Origin of the sequence: Sphingobacterium sp. SYP-B4668, assembly GCF_027627455.1 — a bacterium.
Classification (GTDB): Bacteria; Bacteroidota; Bacteroidia; order Sphingobacteriales; family Sphingobacteriaceae; genus Sphingobacterium.
This window is the reverse complement of sequence record NZ_CP115483.1, coordinates 1,538,039-1,562,618: the sequence shown is the minus strand read 5'-3', so window position 1 is coordinate 1,562,618 and position 24,580 is coordinate 1,538,039. Positions and strand designations below refer to the sequence as shown.

Genomic DNA, 24,580 nt, shown 5'->3' with positions numbered 1-24,580 from the left:
ATTATTTTTTAAAAACAATCTAAAACACTGATTCCAAGCAGAATAAAATTAGTGTAATATGGATGGAAATTATTTTAAATAATCTAGGCGCACAGTATAATTTGTGGTATTGGGTAGTTTGATTCCTTTAGAGACTTCCTTTGTTTGTAGATTGTATTTCCACACTCGATGCTCATCATTCGAATCATCGATTGCTGCGTAGACATAGCGTCTATCGCTCCATACATTTTCTTTCTGCGTACCTTTATCTAATGGGAAAGGAATCTTCTCTATTTTGCCGGACTTTAAATCTACCAACCTGTATTCAAACTGATACACTGAGTGATAGTCAGAAAAGTCCTTAAATAATGTGCGTTGTTCGTTACGAATAACAGCTTTGCCATCACCAGCATACCAAATACCATAGGCGTGATTACCTATTGATTCGGAAATATTAATCATGTAATCTTCATCGACGAGATGCTGGTCTTTCTTCTTTCTAAAAATGGCTGTAGGTCGCTTGATATTATTTCCCAAAGCTATCCCAGGGTTGGTCATAAAATAATAATCCCCTTGTTCGTCTTTAAAACTATAGGATTGTATAATGTTGAAACCTCCGGGATAGGTTGAACGGACTTCTTTCTGGATACTTTTTAGTTGAAAATTACCGTAATTTATTGTTGCATAGTAGGTCGTGTCGGACGTTGTATGTCCATATTTTCCTTTTGATTTAAAAAAAGAATAAGCGAGCCATAAATCGTCTTTATCTAAATCTACAAGGCCAACATGCAAGGCCCAATATTGTTGGGTTGCAAAAGGTAGGACAATCGTTTCTTCCTTCACGATCTTCATCTCTTTTACGTTGATTTGATAGACTCGAGCTTGACTTTTTTTATCTGCTATTTCTTCCCGACTGACAGCTAGTAAATGTGCATCATCTTTCCAAGAGAAAGTTTCAAAATTAGGATTACTTAATTGTAAACTGTCTATCAGCACCAGTTCAGCGCCTCGAACTTGATATTTGGTAAAAACATTTGTTCGACTGGACAATCGATAGAAAAAACCTTTTTTTTGGATGTACTCTCTTTCTCGGATTCGGGAGGTAGACAACGGAATTTGCACGGAAGGGCTTTCATCTTCGTCCAAGTTTTGAACCAATAAGAAGCTAGTGGGACTCTCGTCTTTATTGAACAAACAAAGAACAAAATTTGGATCTATATTTTTTTCAGGGGTTTGGTTACAAGAAAAAAGAAAAGTCGAAATACAATATAATAATATTAATTTCCTCATCCGATGTGCTAAATATCTTGAAATTGGGCTATGATTTTATTTTGCATACTAGATGGCAAGAAAGCCAAATCGCTTTTCTGAAACACGATAATTTTACCAAAATCAGGGGAATCGGAAACAAAGTATTCTCGTCCGGCTTTAAAACTCAACGTATTGTGATCGGTGTCCAATAGTTTAAAATCGCGCTTCGGTTTGATTATAAAATCTCCCGAAAAGCTCAGTTTATTATTGATCAAATCAATACTTGCATTCGTATTACCACCTAAAATGACATCGTAGTGAGTTTCCGCGAAAAACTTGGATGTATCAAACGATTTATTTGAAAAAGTAAGTGAATCTAGATTCTCGGATTTGAAATAGAAGAAAGAAAATCCAATTAAAAATAACACAGAGGCTACAGATAGATATTTCCACCACTTTGTTGCTTTAACCAATACGGTAGCCTGACTCACATCTTTCCATATCTCATCGCCAACCTCATCTTTGACAGGGATGGTATTATCCAAGCTTGCCCATGAATCGTCTTCTAGCCATTTGTTGACCAATAGCTTTTCCTCCTCAGAGCATTGCTCTGACGCATATCTATTGAGCATCTCTGGATTAATATTCATTAAATAACGTTGAGTCATTTCAAAAATACAAAAAACATAGCAATCCTAATTTTATTTGGCAATATTTATATCGTGTAATTCGTTCACTCCCGACTTAATGATTGTCAAGGCTTTATGGATATGATATTCAACTGCTCGCTCAGTAATAAGTAAATTTTTAGCAATTTCTTTGTTTGTTAAACCTTCTTCTCTGCTCATTTTAAAAACATGCTTACACTGCTTGGGCAAAGTTTCGACAACAGCATTCAATCGGTCTTGGAGCTCCTTGTAGTGTATTTGCTGGTCTTCATAATAAGTGGGCACACGATGCAAAATCACATCATGATGGCGTTGTTTGTTTCCTTTATTCCTCAGGTATTCTAATGATTTGAATTTGGTCGAGCGGAGTAAGTAACGTTCTGCATCGTGAAGTTTCAACTCTTCTCGTCTTTCCCACAATGACTTGAACACTTCTTGAATAATCTCTTTTGCGTCATCTTCATGCTGTATGGTTTTTACAGCAAATGCATACATGCGCTTCCAATATAATTGAAAGAGAAATTCAAATTGCTTTTTATCGATTTGTATGATATGTTGAGAACTTTCCAAAACCGCATAAATATAGCAATATTTAGACTCATTACAAATAGTGGGCAATGAATGGACAAACGTTAAAAAATCAGAAACCTTAAAAGAGAAGAAGACGGATTAAGATTTAACTTTCACAAAATAGCATATTTAAGCTACAGTTAAATAGCCTGTTTAAGCCAATACCTGTTCCTTATTTCTATATAGGACTATTTGTTTTCACACTAATCCGAGGTTTGACCGATCTCTAACCGATTAAACCTTCCATCATGGTCTTGATGAAATCTAAAATAAACTAAGAAAGTCCCCCATTGTCCCGCGTAAAAATCTCCGTAGATATCCTTGCCTTCGTTTTCCACTTTCCGAATGTCCAGGAATTTCTCCTTCTTATCGAAAGCATTGTCAAAGAACGATTTAAAGTTCATTTCCCGACCATCGTCAGAAAACTGGGCATTGTCGGTGAAATAAGAATACCAAGCTTTTTTGTCGTTCGATTGTAGTGCCTCAATGGCTTTTTTCACCTTTAGGTTTGATATTTTCGATAAATCCATTTTGCTTTCTGTTTTTAGATTATTGACTCCAGATCGGTTGTTGATTAGCTTTTGCGCCACGATGTTCTGTGTTGTGCCGAATGTAATCAAAAGTATCATGATTAGCATTGGCTTATTGGCCCTTATCATAGTGTTGCATTAAATTTAACATTCTACTTTCCTAAAGCTCGTATCCTTTCTGGTGATACTGGGAAGATATTATTTGTTCATAGCTACATTAAAATATTATTTTGAGGTTGAATAGCAGGTGGTAAATCTTTCTCACCCAGCATTTCCCTTAAATCAATTTCGATATTACGGCTTATTTGGGTTATTGGAATGTCGTTAGCATTACCCTCAAAAGGATTTTGGGTACTTTCGCCTATTTGCTCCAATACCAAAAATACCCAACCGACCAACACACTCAACGGAACACTCATCCAAATAAACCATTCACCAAATGTTTCAGTATGTTTGGACAGCTCCCCAATAAACCCAAAGGGTATCAGAAAGCAAAGCAGGCTAGTAAAATAGAGATTGATACTCGAAAACTGCCTGGGATAGGGGAAGTTTTTGATACGTTCGCACTTACCTTGTTGATCATACAAATCTTTCAATTGGTTTTCTAATGTTATATAATTGAAGTCCGCGATGATTCCTTGGATATTGAGTTCCTTAAACTGCAAAGATTGACGTGCTAATAGCTGGGTGGCTCTGTTTTTGGTGGAAAGAATTTCCTGTCTCTCATCGTTGGACAGAAAGGGCATTAACTCACGCTCTAGATCGCTTTCCCATTCTGGGACCTGGTAGTACTTTAGATACTCACGGTTGTAACTTTTGGTTTTGACATTCTCCCAACTTTTAACTTCCCGCAATTGGAAACGTAGGGCTGTGAGCCATGCAAAATGTCGATAAATAATCTCGCTATGCAATGCTGCGGCGATTGCAGAATCGTCTACCCGCACAAAATCTCGTACCATTACTCCAAAGGCACGACTGCTGTTAATAATTGCCCCATAAATCTGCCTTGCTTCCCAAGTCCGATTATAGGTCTGTGTATTCTTAAACCCCGAAATGAAAGCAGCAGCTGTACCTATCAAAGCGACGGGAACCCAAGGAATAGCTAACCAGTTCCAACCCAAAAAATAAACCAATGCCGTAGGTACAATACTTAGTAAAAGCATCGTATAAATCTTCTTCCGTGTCCATGGAATGAAATGCTGTATTTTATAATGACTTGCCGTATTCATGCTAAGGGTTTTTCAACGGATGTTGCAAATAAACAATAACCAGATTTAGCAATAGAAAGGGAACCTCTATTGCCGCCCCCTTTAAATCTCTATGTAGGAGTTGTAAACACATAATCATCAATATCCCGATGGCCATGAGTAAATTTCCCCAAACAAATGTCTTAGGGAATAAAATCAGGAGAGAGGCCAATAAGGTCACAACACCATTAAAGATTACAGCATTTTTACTAAAATTCCATTTTCCGAACATTTCTAGCATTTCGGGTTTAGCGGTTAACATATTCCAGCCATGCTTTGTCCCCATAAAAACGGCAAAGAGAATCAGGATCGAATTGATGATTTTTACTATCATAATTTTTAGATTTTAAATATGAAACAGACATATGCTATCATCTGTTTGCAAAAAATATCATAATCTCTTTATATTTGATGATTCGAATTTGACAAGATAATCCGATATTAGTATGGTGAACTTTTCGGAATCTAAGAAAACGTCTTAGAGGATACTAATGGATATATAGTGAATACCTATTATCTACGTCAACATACGTGAGCGCAGTACTAGCTATTCTTATTACATCTTGGGTAGACCAGGACATCGCTGATAAATCTATCTTACGTCCGAAAATCCACCTCGTGAGATGTTCACTCGATTCAAAACAAGCGTCTAGTTACTGGAAAATAGGCCGCTACCCTTCATCCAATTGAGTAATCGATCAAACCACACATCGTTTATTCTGCTACTATCTAACCCATACCCATGCCCGCCTGTGGCGTAGATATGAGCCTCATTCTTTACTCCGAATTTATTTAAAGCTCTCATATAGCCAAAGGCATTTTCGACCGGCACCACCTTATCATCATTGGAATGAACGAGAAATGTAATGGGTGTTTGGGCAGTGACCTGCTTTTCATTTGAATATAAATCAATTAATTCGGGAGTAGCTTCCTGTCCAATCAGATTATTTCGGGAACCTATATGCGTAAACTCGCCAAAAGTAATCACAGGATACATCAAAATGGAAAAATCAGGGCGAAGACTTGTGTTATTTTTATTTGGAATGGTATGTCGTGTAAAGTGTGTAGAGGCTGTGGAAGCAAGATGTCCCCCAGCGGAGAATCCCATGATACCAATTTTGTTTGGATTTATCCCATATTTCAACGCGTTCTCCCGAACATATTGTATAGCGCGCTGCGCATCCTGCAAGGGACCGATTTTCTTGTCCTCCATGATCTCCTCATTAGGCAAACGATACTTTAATACAAATGCAGAAATACCCTTTTTCGCAAATTCAGCTGCCACATCATAGCCCTCATGGCTAACGGCTAATCCTCCATACCCACCGCCTGGACATATGATTACAGCAACATCGGTCTTAGCGGAGGCAGCGGGTTGGAAATAATTAAGTGTGGGTTTTGAAACTTTTGTTGTCCATAGAAACGGATGTACGTCTACAACGGTCTCTGTTTTCTCTTTATAGGTTTGTGATATTTTTTGTCCGGGAATATGGACATACAGCTCCACTTCTTCACCTTGTTGAGCCAGACATACTAAATTGGTAAGTACTGTAAAAAGCAATACGGTTATTTTCCTCATCATTAGGTTTTATTATTTCGAATTAAAAAAGGTAAAGGTACCTTATCATATGAAAATCCCACATGTCAACTGAATTGGAAAAACCATCCAGTGCAATTATCGTTTACCAAATGTATCGAAATAAAATGACGTTCTACCAAGAAATACAACCCATCCTGCTCTTACCGGTCGTGAAAATAATATCATACTGTCTTTAATAATTAAAACTGTGACGAGTCTTCCCAATGAAGGTATTGAGGTTACTACAACCCGTATTTTCTGCCAACGCATGAAAATTAGTAGTTTTTCTAAATTAAATAATGAAAGCTACACGACTATCATCCGCGCAGATTCTTTGGAGAAAGCCCAAACTTCTTTTTGAAAAGCCTCGAAAAATAGAATGGAGAATCAAAACCTGTTTGATACCCCACTTCAGTGATTGAGAGTCGCGTGGTCCTTAACAGTTCTTGCGCTTTGTCAAGACGAAGATCAAGGTGATATTGATTTGGAGATTTACCCGTGAGCCGTTTAAAAGATTTTCGGAATTTCGAATAACTAATGGGGAATTCCGCAACCAAATCTTCCATGTTGATTGGATTCGCTAATTCGTTCTGAAACTTGAATATGGCTTTGGATACCCAAATGGTTTCGGGATCACTATCTGTCTTTTCGGTTAGATTGATTCGATTAAGTAATCCAATAATCTGTAGTGTGGTGCCTGAAATGACTTGTTGATAACCGATTTGGGCCTGAGAAACTGCTCCCAATAACTGGGTCAACGCCCCCATGACATCTTTACTCAGCCCCGTCTTAATGAATGGGGACTCAGGATTGAAAAGGCGACTCATGATATGTTGGGGATAATTGCCATTAAAGCCCACCCAATATTCTTCCCATCCAAATGCAGGATCAGGTTTATACCGGTGCCAAATACCTGGAAATAAAAGAAAACACATACCGGGTTCCATGACTTGAGGCGAAGTATTAGCGGATTCAAATACCCCACGCCCAGCCGTGATAAAGACGATGTAATATCCATCAAGGATACGACCGTTATTCCAAGAAAAGACATGGTCTGCAGGATGTTGGTCAACATCTGGATAGTGGGTATACTTGTCAATTTTACTATACCCTACCGTGGTCACATAAAAACCCAAATCACGATCAATATCGCGTATATGCAGGTATTTGTGGTAATTGGTCATAATGAGCATGTATGAGTCAGCATATCAAACATACCAAATCCAATAGGATTTATCAAGATAAAATCTACACATTGAAATATTTAAAAATATCAAAAAGTGCAAAAAAAACATCAGAATCAGTCATTTTATCTATCAGGTATAAGACGATATTTGTAATACTGATTTACCAATTATAAGTGCATTATGAACACCAACTTGAGCGAAAATCAAATTGATTTTTACCGCAACAACGGCTACCTAGTTGTAGAGGATTTTTTGAATACGGAAGAACTGGAACACTGGCGCAGCGTAGTCACCAAAGCTATAGAGGAACGTAACGGTCAAAAAATGCCAGGAAAAGACGTTCGTCTTGGCGATGATGATGGCATTAATACAGATGCTGCATATTTCAACAATGTATTCGATCAACTCTTGAACCTTTGGCAAACGAACAGAGATATGAAGAACTTGATGGTTGATGAACGCATCGGCAAGATGGCGGCAGACCTCGCGGGTGTAGATGGTATCCGTATTTGGCATGATCAAGCGCTCATCAAACGTCCTTGGGCTAATCCTACATCTTGGCATCTAGACACTCCATTTTGGTCATTTTCGGATAGACGAGCGTTATCTATTTGGATTGCATTGGACGACGCCACTTTAGAAAACGGATGTTTATTCTTTATCCCAGGATCGCACAAAACAACAACATTCGAAAATTCCGGAATCGGGAAAAACATGGGGGGTATTTTCGAGGTCTATCCAGAATTTAGACGGACGAAACCATATGCTGCCATCATGAAAGCTGGTAGCTGTTCGTTCCACAACGGATTGACTATCCATGGAGCCCATGCCAATATGACGCCAGGATTTCGTCGTGCGATGACATGTGCCTATATGCCAGATGGAAACATCTACAACGGGATTCCCAACATCTTGCCTCATGAATACCTGAAAACCATTCAGCTAGGAGACGTGTTGGATAATGATGTGCAAAATCCACTTATCTATAAACGATAATGCAAATCGATTTCTATTGCCCACGCTGGGGTGCCGAACACATCCCATGGTGCCAATTCACCAAAAAAGTGAAGCAGGAAGGCTTTGCCGGTGTAGAGGTTTTTCCATTGGGCGATAAGCCGAACAACATAGATATGGTCACCACATTCGGTGATTCGGGTCTTTCTTACATCCTACTCCATGCCGAACTCCAAGAAGGAAAAGATTTCAATCGATATATATATGCACTTGAACGCAACCTATATACGTTACTGGAGTATCAAGATGGATATTCGAAACCAGAGTTTATTGTTTCGCAAACTGGAAGAGAATATTACAGTCGATCACAGATGGAAATATGCTTTGCTATCTGTGACCGGATTAGTGAAGAATCCTCGATTAAGATTGTCCAAGAAACGCATCGCAACAAATGGTCATTTGCAGCACATGTAGTTAAAGACTATTTAACGGAATTCCCATCTCTTGAGCTAGCTCTTGATTTTTCACATTGGGTCTGTGTTTCTGAGAGTTATCTCGAGGATCAGGTGGAAGCTATCGATTTAGCAATCAAGCATGGTCGACATCTACATGCACGTGTGGGATTTTTAGAGGGACCACAGGTTACGGATCCACGTGCCCCCGAAAACCATCAGGCTCTGCAGCACCATCTTGCCTGGTGGGATCAGTGGATAACCTATTTAAAGACAATCGGGACAAATCGTACTACCATTACGCCTGAATTCGGGCCCTACCCTTATATGCAATACCAGCCTTTCACTCAGCAACCCATTGCCGGTCAATGGGAAATCAATTGTTGGATGCGACAGATGTTAGAAGAGCGTTATAAGGCTTATCTCGAATAATACAAAGAATCGATTCTACAAGAATGGTCTGTATTAAGAATAATTGACATGTAAACCATACGAAACTGAAAGGAGGATTTCGAATAAAGAGATTAAAACTTATCTCATACAACCGCCATGTGCATTAAACGTCTTGACCTCTACGGAGGGCGATAGAGACCATTTATAACCCTAATCAAGATTTTTTTATGAATAAAGTATTTACGACAATCTGTTCTAAGAAACAGGGTATTCATCCATTGCTTTGTATGGGCATGATGACAATGTTGATGTTATGCGCCCCGACATTCACCCTGATGGCAACAGCATTACCGATTACAACGAGTCAGGAGCCTGTTACTGGCTTTGTGCGAGATGAAATGGGGAAGCCTATCGAAGGTGTCTCCGTACTCGTACGCGGAACGTCGCGTGGCGCTGCCTCCGATGCCAAGGGAGAATTTAAGATACAAGCATCAGCAGGAGAAGTATTAATATTCACCGCTATAGGTTACTTATCTCAAGAAACTACTATAGGAAATCAGCGCACTATCGACGTAATACTTCAATCGGAATCTTCCAATCTGGATGAGGTGGTGGTGGTAGGCTACGGCACAACGAAACGGAAAGATTTTACTGGTTCAGTAGGATCGCTAAATCTCGAAAATTCGCCCGTTGCCTTGGCCCCAAATCTAAACGTATTGGAATCTGTAAAAGGCAGCATCAGTGGATTGAATATCGGCTCGACAAACTCAGCCGGTGGAGAACCAGGAATGGAAATACGTGGACAAAATTCGATTAATGGAACGAATACTCCCTTGATTGTATTGGACGGCGTAATTTTTATGGGTAGTCTGAGTGACATCAATCCAAATGATATCGCCACCATCGATGTACTCAAGGATGCAACATCGGCAGCAGCATATGGCTCACGATCGGCCAACGGCGTGATCGCTATTAGTACCAAGCGTGGTCGCAGTGGCAAACCGATGATAAGTTTTAATTCTTCGGTGGGCTTTCAGGAATGGCAAAAACGACCAGTAATGTTAAAAGGTGAGGAATGGATCGAGATGGTCAATGCTCGAAATCAGTACACTCCTGGCACCATCAACTGGCTGAAGAAGGGTGAATTGTCTAATCGGGATACAGGGCGTGAGACGGTGTGGCTAGACGAAGTATCCCGTACTGGGGTAATGCAAAATTACCAAGCTGCTATATCAGGTGCCACAGAGAACATTAACTATTACTTATCTACTTCGTATGACGATAATAAGAGTATCATTGTGGGGGATCAATTTAGCCGTATAGCACTCTTGGGTAAAATCAATATGGATGTTACTAAGTGGCTGGAAGTTGGGGTTGATGCTGGCTATTCCAAACGAGATTATTCAGGGATAGCGGCAAACATAAACGAGGCGCAAACCATGTCTCCCTATGGTGTGATGTACCGCGACGACCAAGGCAACCTAGAGAAATACCCCTATACGCAATCGGGGGTAAACCCACTTTGGGGCGTAAATGACGGTACACGAGATAATGAGGATTTTTTATACAATTACCGATTGAATACCTACGCTGTGGTAAAAGCCCCTTGGGTAGAGGGATTGAGTTATCGCATAAACTATCTGATTAATCAGGATGAGACACATTTCGGAAATTTTTTCTACGAGGATTACTATGTGCAGGAAGGAGAATCTCCTGACCGGTATTCGCCTGCGACTCTTCAAGCATTGTTAACGAATGCTAATGGGAGTATCGAGAAGCGTAAAGGGAATAGCTACGTATGGGATAATATCCTCAACTTCAATCGAAAATTTGACCGTCACTCTCTCGATGTCACTTTGGTAGCTACGCGCGACCATATAAAATATCAACGCAATGTCATGACCGGACGAGATTTTGCCGCAAATGGCAATACCACACTTGGTCTGCAAGGACTACACAAAGCAACCGTACAACGGATCGATTATGATGGAACAGATGCCGATAATCTAGAGACGCGTAATTATGAACGTTCGAATGTTGGATACTTAGGTCGGGTCAACTATTCCTTAAACGATACCTATTATTTTACGGGATCATATCGTCGCGATGGTGCTTCCGTTTTTGGGACTGATAACAAATGGGCCAATTTCTTTGGAGCTGGATTTTCTTGGCGAATTAGCAACGAAACATTTATGAAGCCAATCCAAGCTTTGGATGATTTAAAGTTGAAAGTGTCATGGGGTCAAAATGGGAATCAAGGTGTTGCTCCCTATGGGACATTATCAACAGTAGCAAATGCAGCCAGTGGCGGAGCACGGTATGAATTTTCGAATACACCGGGGCGAATTTACTATGGACTATACCAAGGTACACTCGGCAATACATCACTGGGTTGGGAGACTACGTCTTCTTGGAACGCGGGATTTGAATCGGCATGGCTCGGTAATCGTGTTTTTGCTGATCTGGACCTCTATTTTTCTAAAACCACCGACCAAATATTTAACCGTAATATTCCAGTGATGACTGGATTCAAAAGAATGCTAACGTCGATGGGACAGGTCAATAACACGGGGATAGAAGCGACCCTGCGGACAGTAAATATAAAGAAAACAGACCTCATGTGGAGTACAACATTCACTTTCTGGAAAAACTTCAATAAGTTGGTTTCTCTCTATGGAGATGACTTAGATGGCGATGGACGGGAAGATGATGACATTGCCAATGGTTTGTTCATCGGCGAATCATTGGGCGCCATCTATGGTTATGAACAAATCGGTATCGTACAGGAAGATGACACCGAATACATAGCATTGACGGGCGCTAAGCCGGGAGCACCAAAATACCGGGACTTAGACGGACAGCCCGGTATCACCGCAGCCGACCGAAAAGTATTGGGCGTTGACAAAGAGAATTTTCGTTTGAATTTCAGCAATAACCTCTCGTATAAGAATTTTGGCTTCTACATAATGGTGACAGGTACATTCGGTGGCAATAATATGTACCTTAAGTCCAATCTACCGGCTTACCTAGTCAATGGAACTGGAAGATTCAACGATAATTTGCCTGATATTCCGTATTGGACTTCTGAAAATAGAAGCAATGAATACCCCTCGGCATTGTTTGCAGGGGACGGGCGCTTTCTTGGACTTCAACATCGTGGGTTCGTACGTATACAAGATATATCATTATCTTATACATTCAAACAGCCGTGGTTGTCCGCTGCGCATATCAGTTCGCTAAAGGTATTTGCAACAGCCAAGAATCTGGCCACATTCACAAACTGGTTTGGCGGCGATCCTGAAACGGGAACCCGACTCCGGGAGACAGAATCAGCATTGCGTCTACCTGTTGCTTCAACATATTCATTGGGTATTAACTTAAGTTTTTAATCGTTATCACTACAGAGATATGAAAAGGATTTATCAATACAGTGTCATCACAATCATAAGCCTAACATGGGGTATAGTGGGGTGTAAGGACAAGGATTTTTTGACGGAAGTACCGCCGACCTTCTACACGGTTGACAACGCGTTCAGCACATCAGCCCAAATCGACCAAACACTAGTCGCCATTTATTCACAGCTTCGTGATTTGTGGGCCAACCCCACTGAGCAAGCTTGGATTTTTGTACTTCGTGGCAACGGAACGGACATGTTCGACGTGGCCAGTATTCGTCGAGGAGCTTCCTTCAACAACTATGGCAATATCAATCCGGATAATACCGCGTTTTATGAGATATATAGTGCATGGTATGAAATCATTGCCAAGGCAAACTTAGCAATCTATGCTGCTGATTTGTCCCACATCTCCTGGTCCAGCGCTGAAGAGAAAGCTTACACCGTGGCTCAGGCTCGATTCTTTAGGGCATTTGCCTATCTAAATCTAGCCGAACTCTTTGGGGGGGTACCTCTTGTGACGGAAATCACGACCGCACCAAAGTATGATTTTTCGCGCACCACACGGGTTGAAACCTATCAATTTGCTATAGACGAGTTGTTGGCTGTGGAAAACGGACTTCCGTTAACAACAGCTAGTGGTGGTCGGTTGGTTCGTGGTGCGGCTCAACACATGCTATCTAGGGCATACCTCGCAATGGGCACACAGCTAGCAGCCGATGGGAATGTGACGGCCGCGCAGTCAGCCTTTACTCAATCACTAGCAAACGCCGACAAAATCATCAACGGTGGAACATTCTTTTTAATGAAATCCCGATTCGGTTCACGTAAAGAGGAAACCCAAGGAAACGTCTATTGGGACCTGTTCCAGGAAGAAAATGTCAATTATCAAAATGGGAATACAGAATCAATTTGGGCTTTACAGATCGACTATATGGCTTACCGTGCAGAAGATAGCAAATCTAAGCTACCCTATTCCCGTACATATGGCCCCGTATTCCGGGATGCTGTCCCCGCTCACCTTACAGGAACGAATGAGGATGTGGGGGGCAGGGGTATCGCCCAGATTGTACCGACCATGTATGCACGTGACGAAATCTATGTAGGCCAATGGGGAAATGACCTGCGAAATTCAGATATCGTATTCCGTCGAAATATCATCGGAAATGTGTCCACATCCCCATATTTTGGGAAACCCGTGCCTTGGGAACTCATGTATAATGGTAGCAATGATGCCAACACAAATATGGCGAATCAAAGTTTATGCTACCCCATTTCTTGTAAAATTGCTACCGATCGTTACACTGGATTAGCAGATGGCGAGAATAAAAGCAACTTGTTTCGAGACGATTACTTCATCCGTTTGTCGGAGACTATCCTACTGCGAGCAGAGGCTAAACAACGATTGGGAGATAAAGCTGGCGCCGCTACGGATATCAACCTGCTACGCGAACGAGCAAAATGTACCTATTTGGTGACTGCAGCCGATGTCGACGATCAGTTCAACTTGATTTTGGACGAGCGCGCGAGAGAGCTACTGTACGAAGAAAGCCGTTGGAACACCCTGCTGCGCATGGGAGGTACCATCGCAGTCAATCGGATTCGTAAACATGCATTTTGGCCAGAAGCGAAAGCAACCTTAACATTTGACTACAACCTATGGCCAATTCCCAACACCGTCATTGATACGAACAAGGATGTACCACTTCCGCAAAATGAAGGTTGGCAAAATAGATAATTGATGATATATTGTGTAGGCTAAAAACTAAATTGATGAGAAAGTTATTAACATTTTGCTTGGTGTGGATGATAGTAGGTATGGCTAAAGCTGCTCCTCTCGACACAATTGTAACACCTACAGGACTAATGACCAACTTGCTGACAAAACCCGAAATATCTGTCATTACAACACTGGTCCCTACATTTAGTTGGATTGTACCTACAACTGGTAGCCACGACCATCAAACAGCCTACCAACTTTTGGTGGCATCATCTATGGCCGCACTGGAAGGGAGCTCCCCAGATGTGTGGGACAGTGGGAAAACCAAAGGCAGAAATGCGTTGCATATTCCCTACGCCGGAAAAACACTGCAGCCATATACGACATATTATTGGAAGGTCCGTGTCTGGAATGAAGGTGGCGAACCTTCTGAATACAGTAAAATCCAGCAATTCAATATAGGTGATGCCGCACGAAGCAAACAATGGCCGGGCGAAAGTCGCTGGGTACGATTGGATACAATGCAAGACCAAGGAATGTGGACATTTGAAGACCGCCCTCCTATCCAATATCATCCCGCGTATCCGGTACGTCTGAGTCGTAAGTCAAATGGTACTTGGTTTGTCGCATTTGAGCGGGCCGGATTCGCCAATGTGGCACTTACCTTGAATTGGAAGACAGCTCCAAGTGAACGCAAAGACACGACGCTATATATTCGTATTGGCGAGAAAAATGTCGGCGATTCCATCGATTCTAATCCGGGCGGCGGTGTGATATACCAAGAGTACACGTTACCCATAAAGGCGGGTATGCACACCTACTATTTAGACATCCCACGTTTTAAGGCTCGTTATCCACATAGTCAAGTGATGCCTATACACATGATGGAAGTAATCCCCTTTCAGTTCCTAGAAGTAGTGGGTTCTGATTTAGATGTTTCACTAGTCTCTGCCGAGCAATTGAGTCTTCATGTGCCATTTGATGAATGCGCATCCTATTTTGTGAGCAGCGACACGTTGTTGAACAAGGTTTATGACCTATGCCGCTATTCCATTATCGCGAATACTTTTAATGGTGATTACGCTGCGAGCCAACGTGAACGGATGATGTATGAGGCGGACGCTTATATTCACCAACTGGGACATTATGCAGTCGACCGTGAATTTGCAACAGCTCGGTATAGCTTGGAAAATATGATTTACCACGCGACCTGGCCCACGGAGTGGATATCTCATTCAATCATGATGGTATGGATGGATTTCTTGCATACTGGAGATACGAGCGTAATCCTAAAAAATTATGATGATATTCGACCTAAATTGATGGATGCTCTGACCATGCCCAATGGACTAATTTCGACAACCACGGGTTTAATAACCGATGAATTTAAAAAATCCATTTTTTTTAATGGGAAGACATTACAGGATATTGTAGATTGGTCCCATAGCTCAGACGCTCTTCCCCAAGGTGGCGAAACAGATAATTATGTCTTTACCGATTATAATACAGTAGTAAATGCCTTCCACTACCACACATTGAGATTAATGGAACATATGGCACGTATTACTGGAAAGCAGCAAGAGGCTGAACAATTTCAAAAAACACACACAAGGCTATATACCATCTTCCAACGCCAATTCTTCGATAGTGAAAGAGGTGTCTATACAGACGGGATGGGAACAGACCATGCATCGATTCATGCAAATCTGTATCCTTTGGTATTTGGTTTGGTCCCAAAGAAGGAACGAAATCGGGTGCTGAACTATATCAAGTCAAAAGGTATGGCCTGTGGTGTTTACAGTGCCAACTATTTATTAGAGGGGCTTTTTGATGCAGAAGAAGGAGAATACGCACTGTCACTTTTGACGTCAAAAAGTGATCGAAGTTGGTATAACATGCTCCTTGTAGGAGCTACTATGACCACGGAGGCTTGGGACAATAAGTACAAAAAAAATAATGGTTGGAGCCACGCCTGGAGCTCATCTCCAGCCCATATACTCCCTCGGAAATTGATAGGGATTACTCCGACTTCAGCTGGTTTCAGAAGGGTAAGTATTAAGCCCCAGCCATCAGGGCTAACTTGGGCTAAGGCAAAAATACCAACTATCAGTGGAGCTATCGAAGTTGGGTTTGACAGTCAACCTATCGATTTCAAACTGATGGTATCTTTGCCAGCAAATATCGAGGCCGATGTCTATATTCCCATTCCTGAACATGTGAAAGATTTCACACTTTTGCAGAATGGAAAATTAGTAAAAGGGGCAATGCGAACCGGAAATTATATTTTGGTGAAAGACATCGGGGCTGGAAAACACGAATTTGCATTGGGTGTAACCAATCAAACATTTCAATAAAATAGTGGGGACGTTGTCCCCACTATTCGATTTGCTTTCCCACAACTATCTCAATAATGTAGTCGAGCATGTTTTAAATTAAGCCATTACAAACACCAAAAAGAGTATTTAAAGGTCCTCTTTCTACCCATATCTTTGAAGCGGTATATTTCAACAATAATTATTATCCAAAAATCAATGATTTAAAAATGAACGATCACTCAAGGTATTAATAAAGGAAATTAGAACTTGTTTCTCCTGCTCGGTAAGTGGTATCCGATTACCGTTGTTTTTCAAAATAGGATCAAGATTGGCAGCATCCAAAACTCCATTATCAAGATAATCCAAAACAGCCTTCAAGGATGGAAACTGCCCGAAACTACCATAAGGGGCTGTATAGGCCGCATTCCTTAGGGACGGTACTCGAAAACGCATATAATCTTCAGGAACACCGGTCACACGGGCGCGTCCAGCTTCTTCTGAACTGGGATTTAGCGGGAAACCGATATTTCGAAAACTCTGATCGGTAAACAGTTCAGTACTGTGGCAACTGGCGCACTTGGCTTTAAATACTTTATACCCTTGCGCTTCACTAATGGTAAATGTCTCTCCCTCACTCCGTCTTACTTTGTCATATTTACTATTGGCTGAGATTAAGGTGTACTCATACTGCGCAATACTTTGATAGATCCGATCAGAAGTAATGCTTTCATCTCCAAATGCTTTTCTGAATAGGACAGGATATTGCGGATCTGCTTTTAACTTCCCGATTACTTCTAAAATGGAAGAGTTCATTTCTTCATAGGTGATGATGGGAACTAAGGGTTGTTTTTCCAATTGGCGGATATGTCCATCCCAATTATAGAACTCCATAAATGCCATGTTTTGGATTGAAGGTGTATTGCGCAGCCCCACCCTACCATAAATACCTATGGCCTGAATATTATTATCAGCAAAGGCATTGGACTGATTGTGACAGCTGGCACAGGAAATGGTATTGTTACCACTGAATTTTTTCTCGTGAAATAATTTTTCGCCCAATGCTACGCCATGTGTAGTGGGACTATTTTCTGCAACGAATCGGCTCAACGAGGGAAAACCAACGGGGACCGCTAACTGAAGTGGAGGATTGTCACCCGATATTGGCGTCAAACTTTCTTCTCTATTGCAGGATAACAGCAATAATAACGTGAATATGACGCTGAGTATTTTTTTCATTTATCTACTATTTATTTCTGAATGTGGGCTGACTGCTAGCTGATAACAATCCAGAAAAAGAGCCACCATACGCAATGGACTTATGGTGGCTCATGAAAGGATGCTAATTTTCTACACTACTGATGGAAAACATTCCGGAGAGATCGCTGGCTCCATCTCCGCCTAAATTATCCACAAATTTGACCATTTGAAGGGCAGTGTGGGTATTGGGGGTCGCATTGTCGCCCATTCCTGTGCCTGTTGTAAGCTTGATGGTATTGGTCTTTCCACTCAACAACTTATCAAAATCTGCTTTGATGGTAATCTTAGGTGCATTGCGACCTACTATTGCAAGCGTCGTTAGATTCAATGTAATATCTCGATAGCCGTCTACCCCTTGTGTATAGGGCTCAGCAGAACCTTCTATGGTACTGCCTGTGTGGATGGACATCTGCTTATTGTCTGTACCGTAAAAACCTTCCAATTTGGTGAAGCGATAGCCTGTCCCCCACTCCCACATCATCTTGGTGTCATTGGCACCAGCCTCTGTATAGAATTTTGGAAATTTGACCTCATCTAGCTTATTCAGCTGCTGCTTTACTCCTAATCCAAATTTTATCTGCTTGTATTCACCGGCTGGAATATTACTCAAAATATAATCTAGTGTCTGTGGCTTGGAATGGTTGATTACAGCAGCCCCTTTATCCAAATCATTGATATGATATGGAAACTCGTTGCCATCGGCCTTGATGAGGCGAATATTGCTAACTACATATTTTATTTCGGAGAAATGATGGACCTGTCCTTCGGCGGAGGTGGCTTTAGTTGCTGTGAGGGATGTAGCATCACCAAGCTGGATAGTGGTATTGTTGAGGGTATTGTTGAACTGTAAAGTGATATTATTCGCCACAGGATTGTTATCATTTTTGCCACAGGCTATTAATGACGGCAAAGCAACGAAAAGTAAAAGGTATTTTGAGAATGGTTTCATCTTATTATTTTCAAATTGTTAATGAGTGCTTGCGCTCGTACCACTTATCCTGAGGACCTGTATACATCGCAGCATCATATTATCGTTATAATTTATGTTTCGTAGAATTATCAATAGCCCTTCAGCCTCTGGGAATCGAGATGAATGAAGTGCGATTGAATGAAATTGTTGATAATTGTCAAACCAGTGGGGGCGGTACAAAGATTTCGAGATAGGGGTCAGTGTATGGGATTTCTTTGTAGATGGATGGAGTACACAATAATTCAATCGAGAGCTTATAAGCTTCAAATTTAAAAATCGTAATGGGCAGCATGTCCACCCGTTGAAAAATATTGAGGGAAGCCGTATCTGTATTCTCGGTCTCTTGTAACTGCTTTTTCAAATGACATATTCCGTGGCAATGCAATTGAGGCTTATCCTTATTGACACAGAATTGCTGCTCGATAGCTGCCTGATTTAGCTTAAAATGTACGACAATAATTGCTTGCTGAAAACCGATCAACAAGGACAAAATCATCATCAAAACACAAAAAACCGACCTCATAGTACTAGAAATTGAACTTTAACGATGTAAAGACATTGCGCCCCATCCGTGGGATATTTCCCCAATCAGCATAGGTGCTGTAATAGGTGTTGAACAAATTTTCAGCGCCTACCTGCAAAATGGTTGTCATTTTTTTGAAGTTGAAGGTATAGTCTGCAGATATATTCCACACTTGGTAAGCGGAGGTGAGATCTTCTCCATATTCGGGACTATAATTCTCCTGTGCCAAATCACCATGGACAGAGGTCTGTATACCTATTTTTTTGTGCATGTAATGTAGGGAGGATTGATAACTCAATGGACGAATGAATGGCAAATTGGTACTCTTATCATCGGTAGCGCGTGCATAAGTAAGGGTGCCCTTCCAATGTAAATGAGGTAGAATATCGTAGGTGCCACTCAAAGCGAAATTGAAAAGCTTGGCGTGCTCTAGCGCCGTATAGCTTTTGACACCCACAGACTGATAATTCATCGGGCTACCTAAACTCAGGATTCGTCCAATTATATAATTTTGGATATAGAAATAATTTACTTTAGTTTCGACACGCAGCTTTTCGTTTTTAAAGCCCGCACTGGCATTGGCCTCGTATGAAATCTCGTTGTTCAAATCGGGATTACCAATATAATCATAGCGATCAAAACTGTTATAAATATAATATCCATAGCCTTCTGAAACGGAAGGTGCTCTATGGCCATAACCCGTACCAAGAGAAAAATCAAACCGATCGACATCGAGTTGATAACTAGCATGTATGCCTGGGAGTACTCTACTCTTCTGCTGGGGAGCTCCGGGATGGAAAATCCAATTGAATTCGACATATTTGGAGTGGTTGTAATTATAGCCTAGTGAACCGCCAAAATTCAACCGACTCCTCTCGGAGATATCCCAAGAATTATTCATGGAAAGACCAGCAAAACGGGTCGTAACCCAAGGCCAACTATAGGCAAACATCGTCTTGTTGCTCCTATCCTGTGGATACATGGTCATCTCCGCAATGGATAGATTATCGTATACGTTGAGCTGGATTTCCGAAACTAAGTCACCGCTCTTCAAATTGGCCCGGGATACTAGTCCGTACGTGGTGCTCCAACCGGGCATGTCCATATGAACTAAATTTTCAGGACGCTTGGTGTCATCCATATAATGTTCTATAGCATTAAAGTAAAGCTTGGTATCCCAGGCTTTCCATATTCCATCTTCAAATAATTGCTTGTAGGATACAGAGGTAATGATGGCTCGAGAGAGCCACAAATCCATCGGGAGCGCCGGAAAACCGACATCTTTGGCTTTGTCGTAAATTGCATCTACGCGTATAGAGGAAAGTGAACCAGTCTTGTACGCCAATCCTAAAGAGGTATTGAATTTGTTATATTGAGAATGGCGCACCTCATCCTTGTTGCCATCGGAATAGTTGCCTGCTTTGCGAAGAGAAATGCTTCCGTCTGCTACAAACTTGTCACTTGAATAAGAGAGATTCGCAAGATTGAAAAATTGTTTGTTATTGAATTCAAAGCCTGTCTGATACGCGCCGTTCCACTGCTTTTCGAGGCCAAATGAGGTACTTTTCCTCTTCAGATCAATGCTACCAGCAATCGTCGACCCGTGCATACTTCCTTCCTGACCAGAAGCGATATCAATGGACGAAAGGTTGTTACTTTCGACATATGAGGTGACGGGGTCCATCTTGTCAGTACATGCTCCAAAAACATGCATCCCATCGATGGTGATGACAGAACGTTCTGTACTCATGTTGTTCAATAAAGGTTCCCACGCATAAGCCCCTCGTTTGATAAAACTGATATTGGCAGAGGAGGCTAAAAATTCATCTACAGAAACCGCCATCTTCAATTCGGTCTCAATTTTCTTTTTAGCAATGACATTGATTTTCACCTCTTCAAGGTACTTAGTACTATCTGCTTGGATCGGCCTGATTTGGGCATTTACATCCATCCCAATTAAAAGAGCAAAAAAGGCAAAACTTATATTTTTCATATTTCTTAGAATAGGATGTCAATATGTAAGTCACTTTTCACGCCTACAACTCCAGGTGTAAAATCAGTCGGGACTTGGGTGCCTTTTAGGATGCGTCCATTTTGATTTAGCAAGATAAAATTCAACGTCCAGTTACCGGTCATGGTGTAATTGACAAGTCCGTGATATAAGCCATCAGTATGCTTTGTCAAATCCTTATTATTCGGTGATGAATGGTTGCCCATGGAAGGTTCTGGCATACGTGGATCCAATTGTAGGATATAGTCTTCTACTGCGGTATATGAAAACTGTAAGGGATCAGGAAAGCTCATGACCGGTGGGCTAGTGGGTCTGTTGAATTTGTAAATGCCAGCTATTAGTTCGTTCTCCCCTACCTTGGGCTTCTGTGGTGCTGCCAGTGCGATGAAATATTGTTCGTCATCCTTTCCAATGAATGTCGTCATATTGAGGTTTTTGTTAGGCTGCTTCTGAATAGAGATATCCTGCTTAATGGAATGGATTTGCTCAGCAATGGTAAAGCTAAGATAGAGATGCCAATTGCGTCCTGCAGTACTTTCTTCCGTAAATACCGAGTATCCTAAAAAAGAAGTACCATCTGGCGTTAAAGACGTATGATATTGGTGTGGGCAGGACACCTGAGTCCCATCACCACTGGTCATGATGGGTAGGAATGTGATAGCAGAAGCCTTGACAGGTTGATTGGTCTGACTATTGCTAACCTTGAAACGGAGTTGGTTATAGCCTGTATACAAGGTGCCGTTCAAGGCTTCAATACTGATTTTATATCCATCGCTATGGATTGTATAGGCTTCTTTAAACTCCTGGCTCTCCGGAACTACCGTATCGATTTCTGCTTCGTAGTCCGTCTTTTCTTTGGTACAGGACAACATTGTAAAGCACAATACGGCTAGAAATAGTATTGCTTTATTCATTATGGATGAATGTTTAGTGAAAAAATAATTAGAAACCAGTAGTAGTAATCCTCTAGAGGACAACTGGGTTTATGGCATCCTGAAGGGAGAAAAAAGATAAGAAAATACCTAATCATAAACACCCCTGAAAGATAGTAGCCAAAATGAATAGCACATTACCGACTTAACCGGCGCCACATATGGAACCTTATATTGTCACCAAGGACTAAGGTCTACCCAAACGATTACGACAGATGAGTGTAAGCTATATGTACTACTGGTGAAAATTAACTAATGGGGGGATGAAAAATAGGGTTGTTATAGGTGAACCGATAGTCAACGAGATATCGCGAAAAATGATCTTCGGAAAATTCCTCATGTGGCTGTTGTACGATGTGATTATCGTTCTCCTTGTGGATATAGAGGGAGCTATATTCGTAAACCACTAAGTTTTTTTTGGTTTCTTTTTTTTCGTTATCTCGAATTTTCCCCATCAACACACACTGGCCATTACAATGAAGCTGTACTCGGTCTTTATTGATACATTTGGCTAGGTAGTCCGGCAAGTGTATCTGATAGTCTACGGTCATGATACTGCGGTAAAACGACTGCAGTGTCAAAGCGACCAATAGTATATATGTACAAAATCTTTTCAAAACCTAACTTATGCCTTATGGGAGTTATTTTTTTTCAAACTTACATAATTTCATTTTTATGTGCAATATGATTGCACCAAAGGTCACCTGAAATTGCTGCGACCCCCACGGTAATTTAAGAAGTTGTTGCAAAAAGATGTGCTAAAAGCGTGACACGTTGATGGATTCATGTTATAGACTAATTCCTTTACATAAGAACCATCTCCTACTATGCAGGATTGTAATGGGGAGGTAACACCCCATGCAAATAGTTGAGTAGATTTTTTTGGAAGGTTGTCCCTGGTATACAGAATTAGATATAGGATATGTATTTATTGTCTATTTTTGGAAAGGAGGGCACAAGCATGCAAAAAATAGAAATTTTTTATCCCACAAGTCAAACCGATTGGCGAACATGGCTAGAGAGGAATCATCGTTCACAGCAGTCTATATGGCTCGTTTTTCATGCTAAACTATCGGAGAAACCATCAATTACTTGGCGGGAAGCTGTTGATATCGCTCTTTGTTTTGGTTGGATAGATAGTAAAAAAATAAAGATAGATGACATAACCTCGCACCAATTTTTCAGCAAACGGAAAGCCCAAAGTACTTGGTCAAAAATCAATAAAGAGAAAGTCGCACAACTTATAGAAAAGGGATTAATGGAAAAAGCTGGTTATGAAAGCATTGAAATAGCTAAACAAAACGGCTCGTGGACTATCCTTGACGAAGTAGAAGCAGTGATTATACCTGTGGACTTGGAAAATGCTTTCACAAAGCACCCTGGATCAACGGAATATTTTTTAGGATTAAGTAAGAGTATAAAAAAAATGATGTTACAATGGGTGGTACTTGCAAAGCGACCTGAAACCCGCCAAAATCGTATAAAAGAAATAGCCGAATTAGCGGGACAGCAACGGAAGCCCAAGCAATTTTAGAGACTCTACTTGTCTAAAGCCACCGTCTTATTTTAAGCAGAAAGCAATTGAAAATACATCAAGACCTCCTTCGGACATCATACTCTGGAGGGTTTGTTACTGTCTGCAATTCTACTTAAGCTCTCTTCATTCCTATGTGCGGATTTTCTAGGAGGAATGTTTAGCTAGCGGCGAGGTACGTACGTATTTAAAAAATGTGAATAACGTAGTGATATTTTTCATTGTATCGGAATAAATTCTTATCCAAATAACGTGGTTAAGCTCCTTACATCTGACTTTGGACAGAAGAAAGATTCTACCATGAATCTGATAATATGACGTAGGTAAGTTTAATCATAGAAGAAGATTTGACGCCATTTATGTGATTATAATGTAGCTAAATCGTTATAAATTTGTTAATAGGATATCTAACATTTTAAAATATCCCCTATATTTGACCCACCAGTTATAATTTCTATTCGTAAAAAACGTAATCATGGGAAATGCTGTCACACACTATTTTAGTTGGTCTGAACAAGATTTACTTTTCGGAATTCAGCGTGGAGATTACGCAGCATTCACGGAAGTGTACACCCGTTTTGTCGATAAATTATATCTATTTTCACAAAAGATTGCACTCGACAATTCCGATCGGGAGGATATTATCCAAGAAGTATTCTCCTCTTTGTGGTTGCGTAGAGCTGATCTGAAGATTGAAAATCTAGGTGCCTGGCTGTTCATGTCTGTTCGTAAACAAGCGCTGTATCAATTACGAAAAAAGAAATACAGAGATCAGTACATGCAAAGTATTGTAGATTTTGTGTCTCCTTTTTATGACCCTATTTTGGGAGTAATTCAGGAAAAGGAGCTCCAAATGTATCTGGATAGTCAGCTGGAAAAATTGCCCCCAAGGGCACAAGAGATATTCCGTCTGAGTAGAAAAGAATACTTGTCGTATAAAGAGATAGCCGAAAGATTGGATATTTCAGAAAAAACAGTTCGTAAACAAGTCCAAAATGTCCTCAAAGTCTTTCGGTATAAACTTGGATACAAAACCCTTGAAGGACTTATTTTGGTTGCTTTTTTATGGGATAAAAAATAATTGATTTTTTTTATACTCCCTAAGACTTACTT

The 24,580-nt window shown here is 40.8% G+C and carries 21 protein-coding genes; 7 read left to right on the top strand and 14 right to left on the bottom strand.

The genetic code is table 11. The features are described 5' to 3' along the window. Positions 1–69: 69 nt before the first annotated feature. The 8 genes from OQ289_RS06745 to OQ289_RS06710 form a co-directional block, all read right to left on the bottom strand. Positions 70–1,173 (bottom strand): hypothetical protein, encoded by a 1,104-nt coding sequence (locus OQ289_RS06745; RefSeq protein WP_270089965.1) that lies wholly within the window; start codon positions 1,171–1,173, stop codon positions 70–72. 104 nt (positions 1,174–1,277) lie between these two features. Next, positions 1,278–1,880 carry a hypothetical protein gene (locus OQ289_RS06740; RefSeq protein WP_033565115.1) on the bottom strand — a complete coding sequence of 201 codons (603 nt, stop codon included), beginning with the start codon at positions 1,878–1,880 and terminating at the stop codon, positions 1,278–1,280. Between the two features lie 51 nt (positions 1,881–1,931). Next, complete coding sequence (locus OQ289_RS06735; RefSeq protein WP_270089964.1) at positions 1,932–2,468, bottom strand: RNA polymerase sigma-70 factor; 537 nt, start codon at positions 2,466–2,468, stop codon at positions 1,932–1,934. A 203-nt stretch (positions 2,469–2,671) separates the two neighbouring features. After that, complete coding sequence (locus tag OQ289_RS06730) at positions 2,672–3,097, bottom strand: hypothetical protein (RefSeq protein ID WP_270089963.1); 426 nt, start codon at positions 3,095–3,097, stop codon at positions 2,672–2,674. Positions 3,098–3,210: 113 nt separating this feature from the next. After that, the gene (locus OQ289_RS06725; protein WP_270089962.1) at positions 3,211–4,227 is read right to left on the bottom strand and encodes a bestrophin family protein; all 1,017 of its coding nucleotides are present in this window, start codon (positions 4,225–4,227) and stop codon (positions 3,211–3,213) included. Position 4,228: 1 nt separating this feature from the next. Then, positions 4,229–4,579, bottom strand: a complete 351-nt coding sequence (locus OQ289_RS06720; protein WP_033565118.1) for a DoxX family protein — start codon at positions 4,577–4,579, stop codon at positions 4,229–4,231. Positions 4,580–4,894: 315 nt separating this feature from the next. Beyond that, positions 4,895–5,827, bottom strand: coding sequence for an alpha/beta hydrolase (locus OQ289_RS06715; protein WP_270089961.1), 933 nt, complete (start codon positions 5,825–5,827; stop codon positions 4,895–4,897). A gap of 314 nt (positions 5,828–6,141) precedes the next feature. Further along, positions 6,142–7,008: a helix-turn-helix transcriptional regulator gene (locus OQ289_RS06710; protein WP_033565348.1), complete on the bottom strand. Its 867-nt coding sequence runs from the start codon at positions 7,006–7,008 to the stop codon at positions 6,142–6,144. A 183-nt stretch (positions 7,009–7,191) separates the two neighbouring features. Between OQ289_RS06710 and OQ289_RS06705 the strand changes: the two genes are divergently transcribed. The 5 genes from OQ289_RS06705 to OQ289_RS06685 all read left to right on the top strand — a co-directional run bounded on the left by OQ289_RS06705 (position 7,192) and on the right by OQ289_RS06685 (position 16,279). Then, on the top strand, positions 7,192–8,007 hold the full coding sequence (locus tag OQ289_RS06705) for a phytanoyl-CoA dioxygenase family protein (RefSeq protein ID WP_033565119.1): 816 nt from the start codon (positions 7,192–7,194) through the stop codon (positions 8,005–8,007). Beyond that, positions 8,007–8,849 (top strand): hypothetical protein, encoded by an 843-nt coding sequence (locus OQ289_RS06700; RefSeq protein ID WP_033565120.1) that lies wholly within the window; start codon positions 8,007–8,009, stop codon positions 8,847–8,849. Before OQ289_RS06705 ends, OQ289_RS06700 begins: the two co-directional genes overlap by 1 nt. A gap of 188 nt (positions 8,850–9,037) precedes the next feature. Further along, the gene (locus OQ289_RS06695) at positions 9,038–12,199 is read left to right on the top strand and encodes a SusC/RagA family TonB-linked outer membrane protein (RefSeq protein ID WP_270089960.1); all 3,162 of its coding nucleotides are present in this window, start codon (positions 9,038–9,040) and stop codon (positions 12,197–12,199) included. A 19-nt stretch (positions 12,200–12,218) separates the two neighbouring features. After that, positions 12,219–13,943, top strand: a complete 1,725-nt coding sequence (locus tag OQ289_RS06690; protein WP_270089959.1) for a RagB/SusD family nutrient uptake outer membrane protein — start codon at positions 12,219–12,221, stop codon at positions 13,941–13,943. A 35-nt stretch (positions 13,944–13,978) separates the two neighbouring features. Continuing rightward, complete coding sequence (locus OQ289_RS06685) at positions 13,979–16,279, top strand: alpha-L-rhamnosidase-related protein (RefSeq protein ID WP_270089958.1); 2,301 nt, start codon at positions 13,979–13,981, stop codon at positions 16,277–16,279. 174 nt (positions 16,280–16,453) lie between these two features. Here the strand turns inward: OQ289_RS06685 and OQ289_RS06680 are convergent, their stop codons facing one another. The 6 genes from OQ289_RS06680 to OQ289_RS06655 all read right to left on the bottom strand — a co-directional run bounded on the left by OQ289_RS06680 (position 16,454) and on the right by OQ289_RS06655 (position 22,550). Then, positions 16,454–17,476, bottom strand: a complete 1,023-nt coding sequence (locus tag OQ289_RS06680; protein WP_270089957.1) for a cytochrome-c peroxidase — start codon at positions 17,474–17,476, stop codon at positions 16,454–16,456. 103 nt (positions 17,477–17,579) lie between these two features. After that, on the bottom strand, positions 17,580–18,446 hold the full coding sequence (locus tag OQ289_RS06675; RefSeq protein ID WP_270089956.1) for an MbnP family protein: 867 nt from the start codon (positions 18,444–18,446) through the stop codon (positions 17,580–17,582). Between the two features lie 178 nt (positions 18,447–18,624). After that, positions 18,625–18,990 carry a hypothetical protein gene (locus OQ289_RS06670; RefSeq protein ID WP_270089955.1) on the bottom strand — a complete coding sequence of 122 codons (366 nt, stop codon included), beginning with the start codon at positions 18,988–18,990 and terminating at the stop codon, positions 18,625–18,627. Between the two features lie 4 nt (positions 18,991–18,994). Beyond that, positions 18,995–20,983 carry a TonB-dependent receptor plug domain-containing protein gene (locus OQ289_RS06665; protein WP_270089954.1) on the bottom strand — a complete coding sequence of 663 codons (1,989 nt, stop codon included), beginning with the start codon at positions 20,981–20,983 and terminating at the stop codon, positions 18,995–18,997. Between the two features lie 5 nt (positions 20,984–20,988). Then, a complete protein-coding gene (locus tag OQ289_RS06660) occupies positions 20,989–21,915 on the bottom strand; it encodes a hypothetical protein (RefSeq protein ID WP_270089953.1) in 927 nt (308 codons plus the stop codon). A gap of 266 nt (positions 21,916–22,181) precedes the next feature. Continuing rightward, positions 22,182–22,550: a hypothetical protein gene (locus OQ289_RS06655; RefSeq protein ID WP_270089952.1), complete on the bottom strand. Its 369-nt coding sequence runs from the start codon at positions 22,548–22,550 to the stop codon at positions 22,182–22,184. Positions 22,551–22,894: 344 nt separating this feature from the next. Between OQ289_RS06655 and OQ289_RS06650 the strand changes: the two genes are divergently transcribed. Both OQ289_RS06650 and OQ289_RS06645 read left to right on the top strand, forming a co-directional pair. After that, positions 22,895–23,467, top strand: coding sequence for a YdeI/OmpD-associated family protein (locus OQ289_RS06650; protein WP_033565128.1), 573 nt, complete (start codon positions 22,895–22,897; stop codon positions 23,465–23,467). Between the two features lie 475 nt (positions 23,468–23,942). Continuing rightward, positions 23,943–24,548, top strand: a complete 606-nt coding sequence (locus OQ289_RS06645) for an RNA polymerase sigma factor (protein WP_052144217.1) — start codon at positions 23,943–23,945, stop codon at positions 24,546–24,548. Positions 24,549–24,580 lie beyond the last annotated feature (32 nt).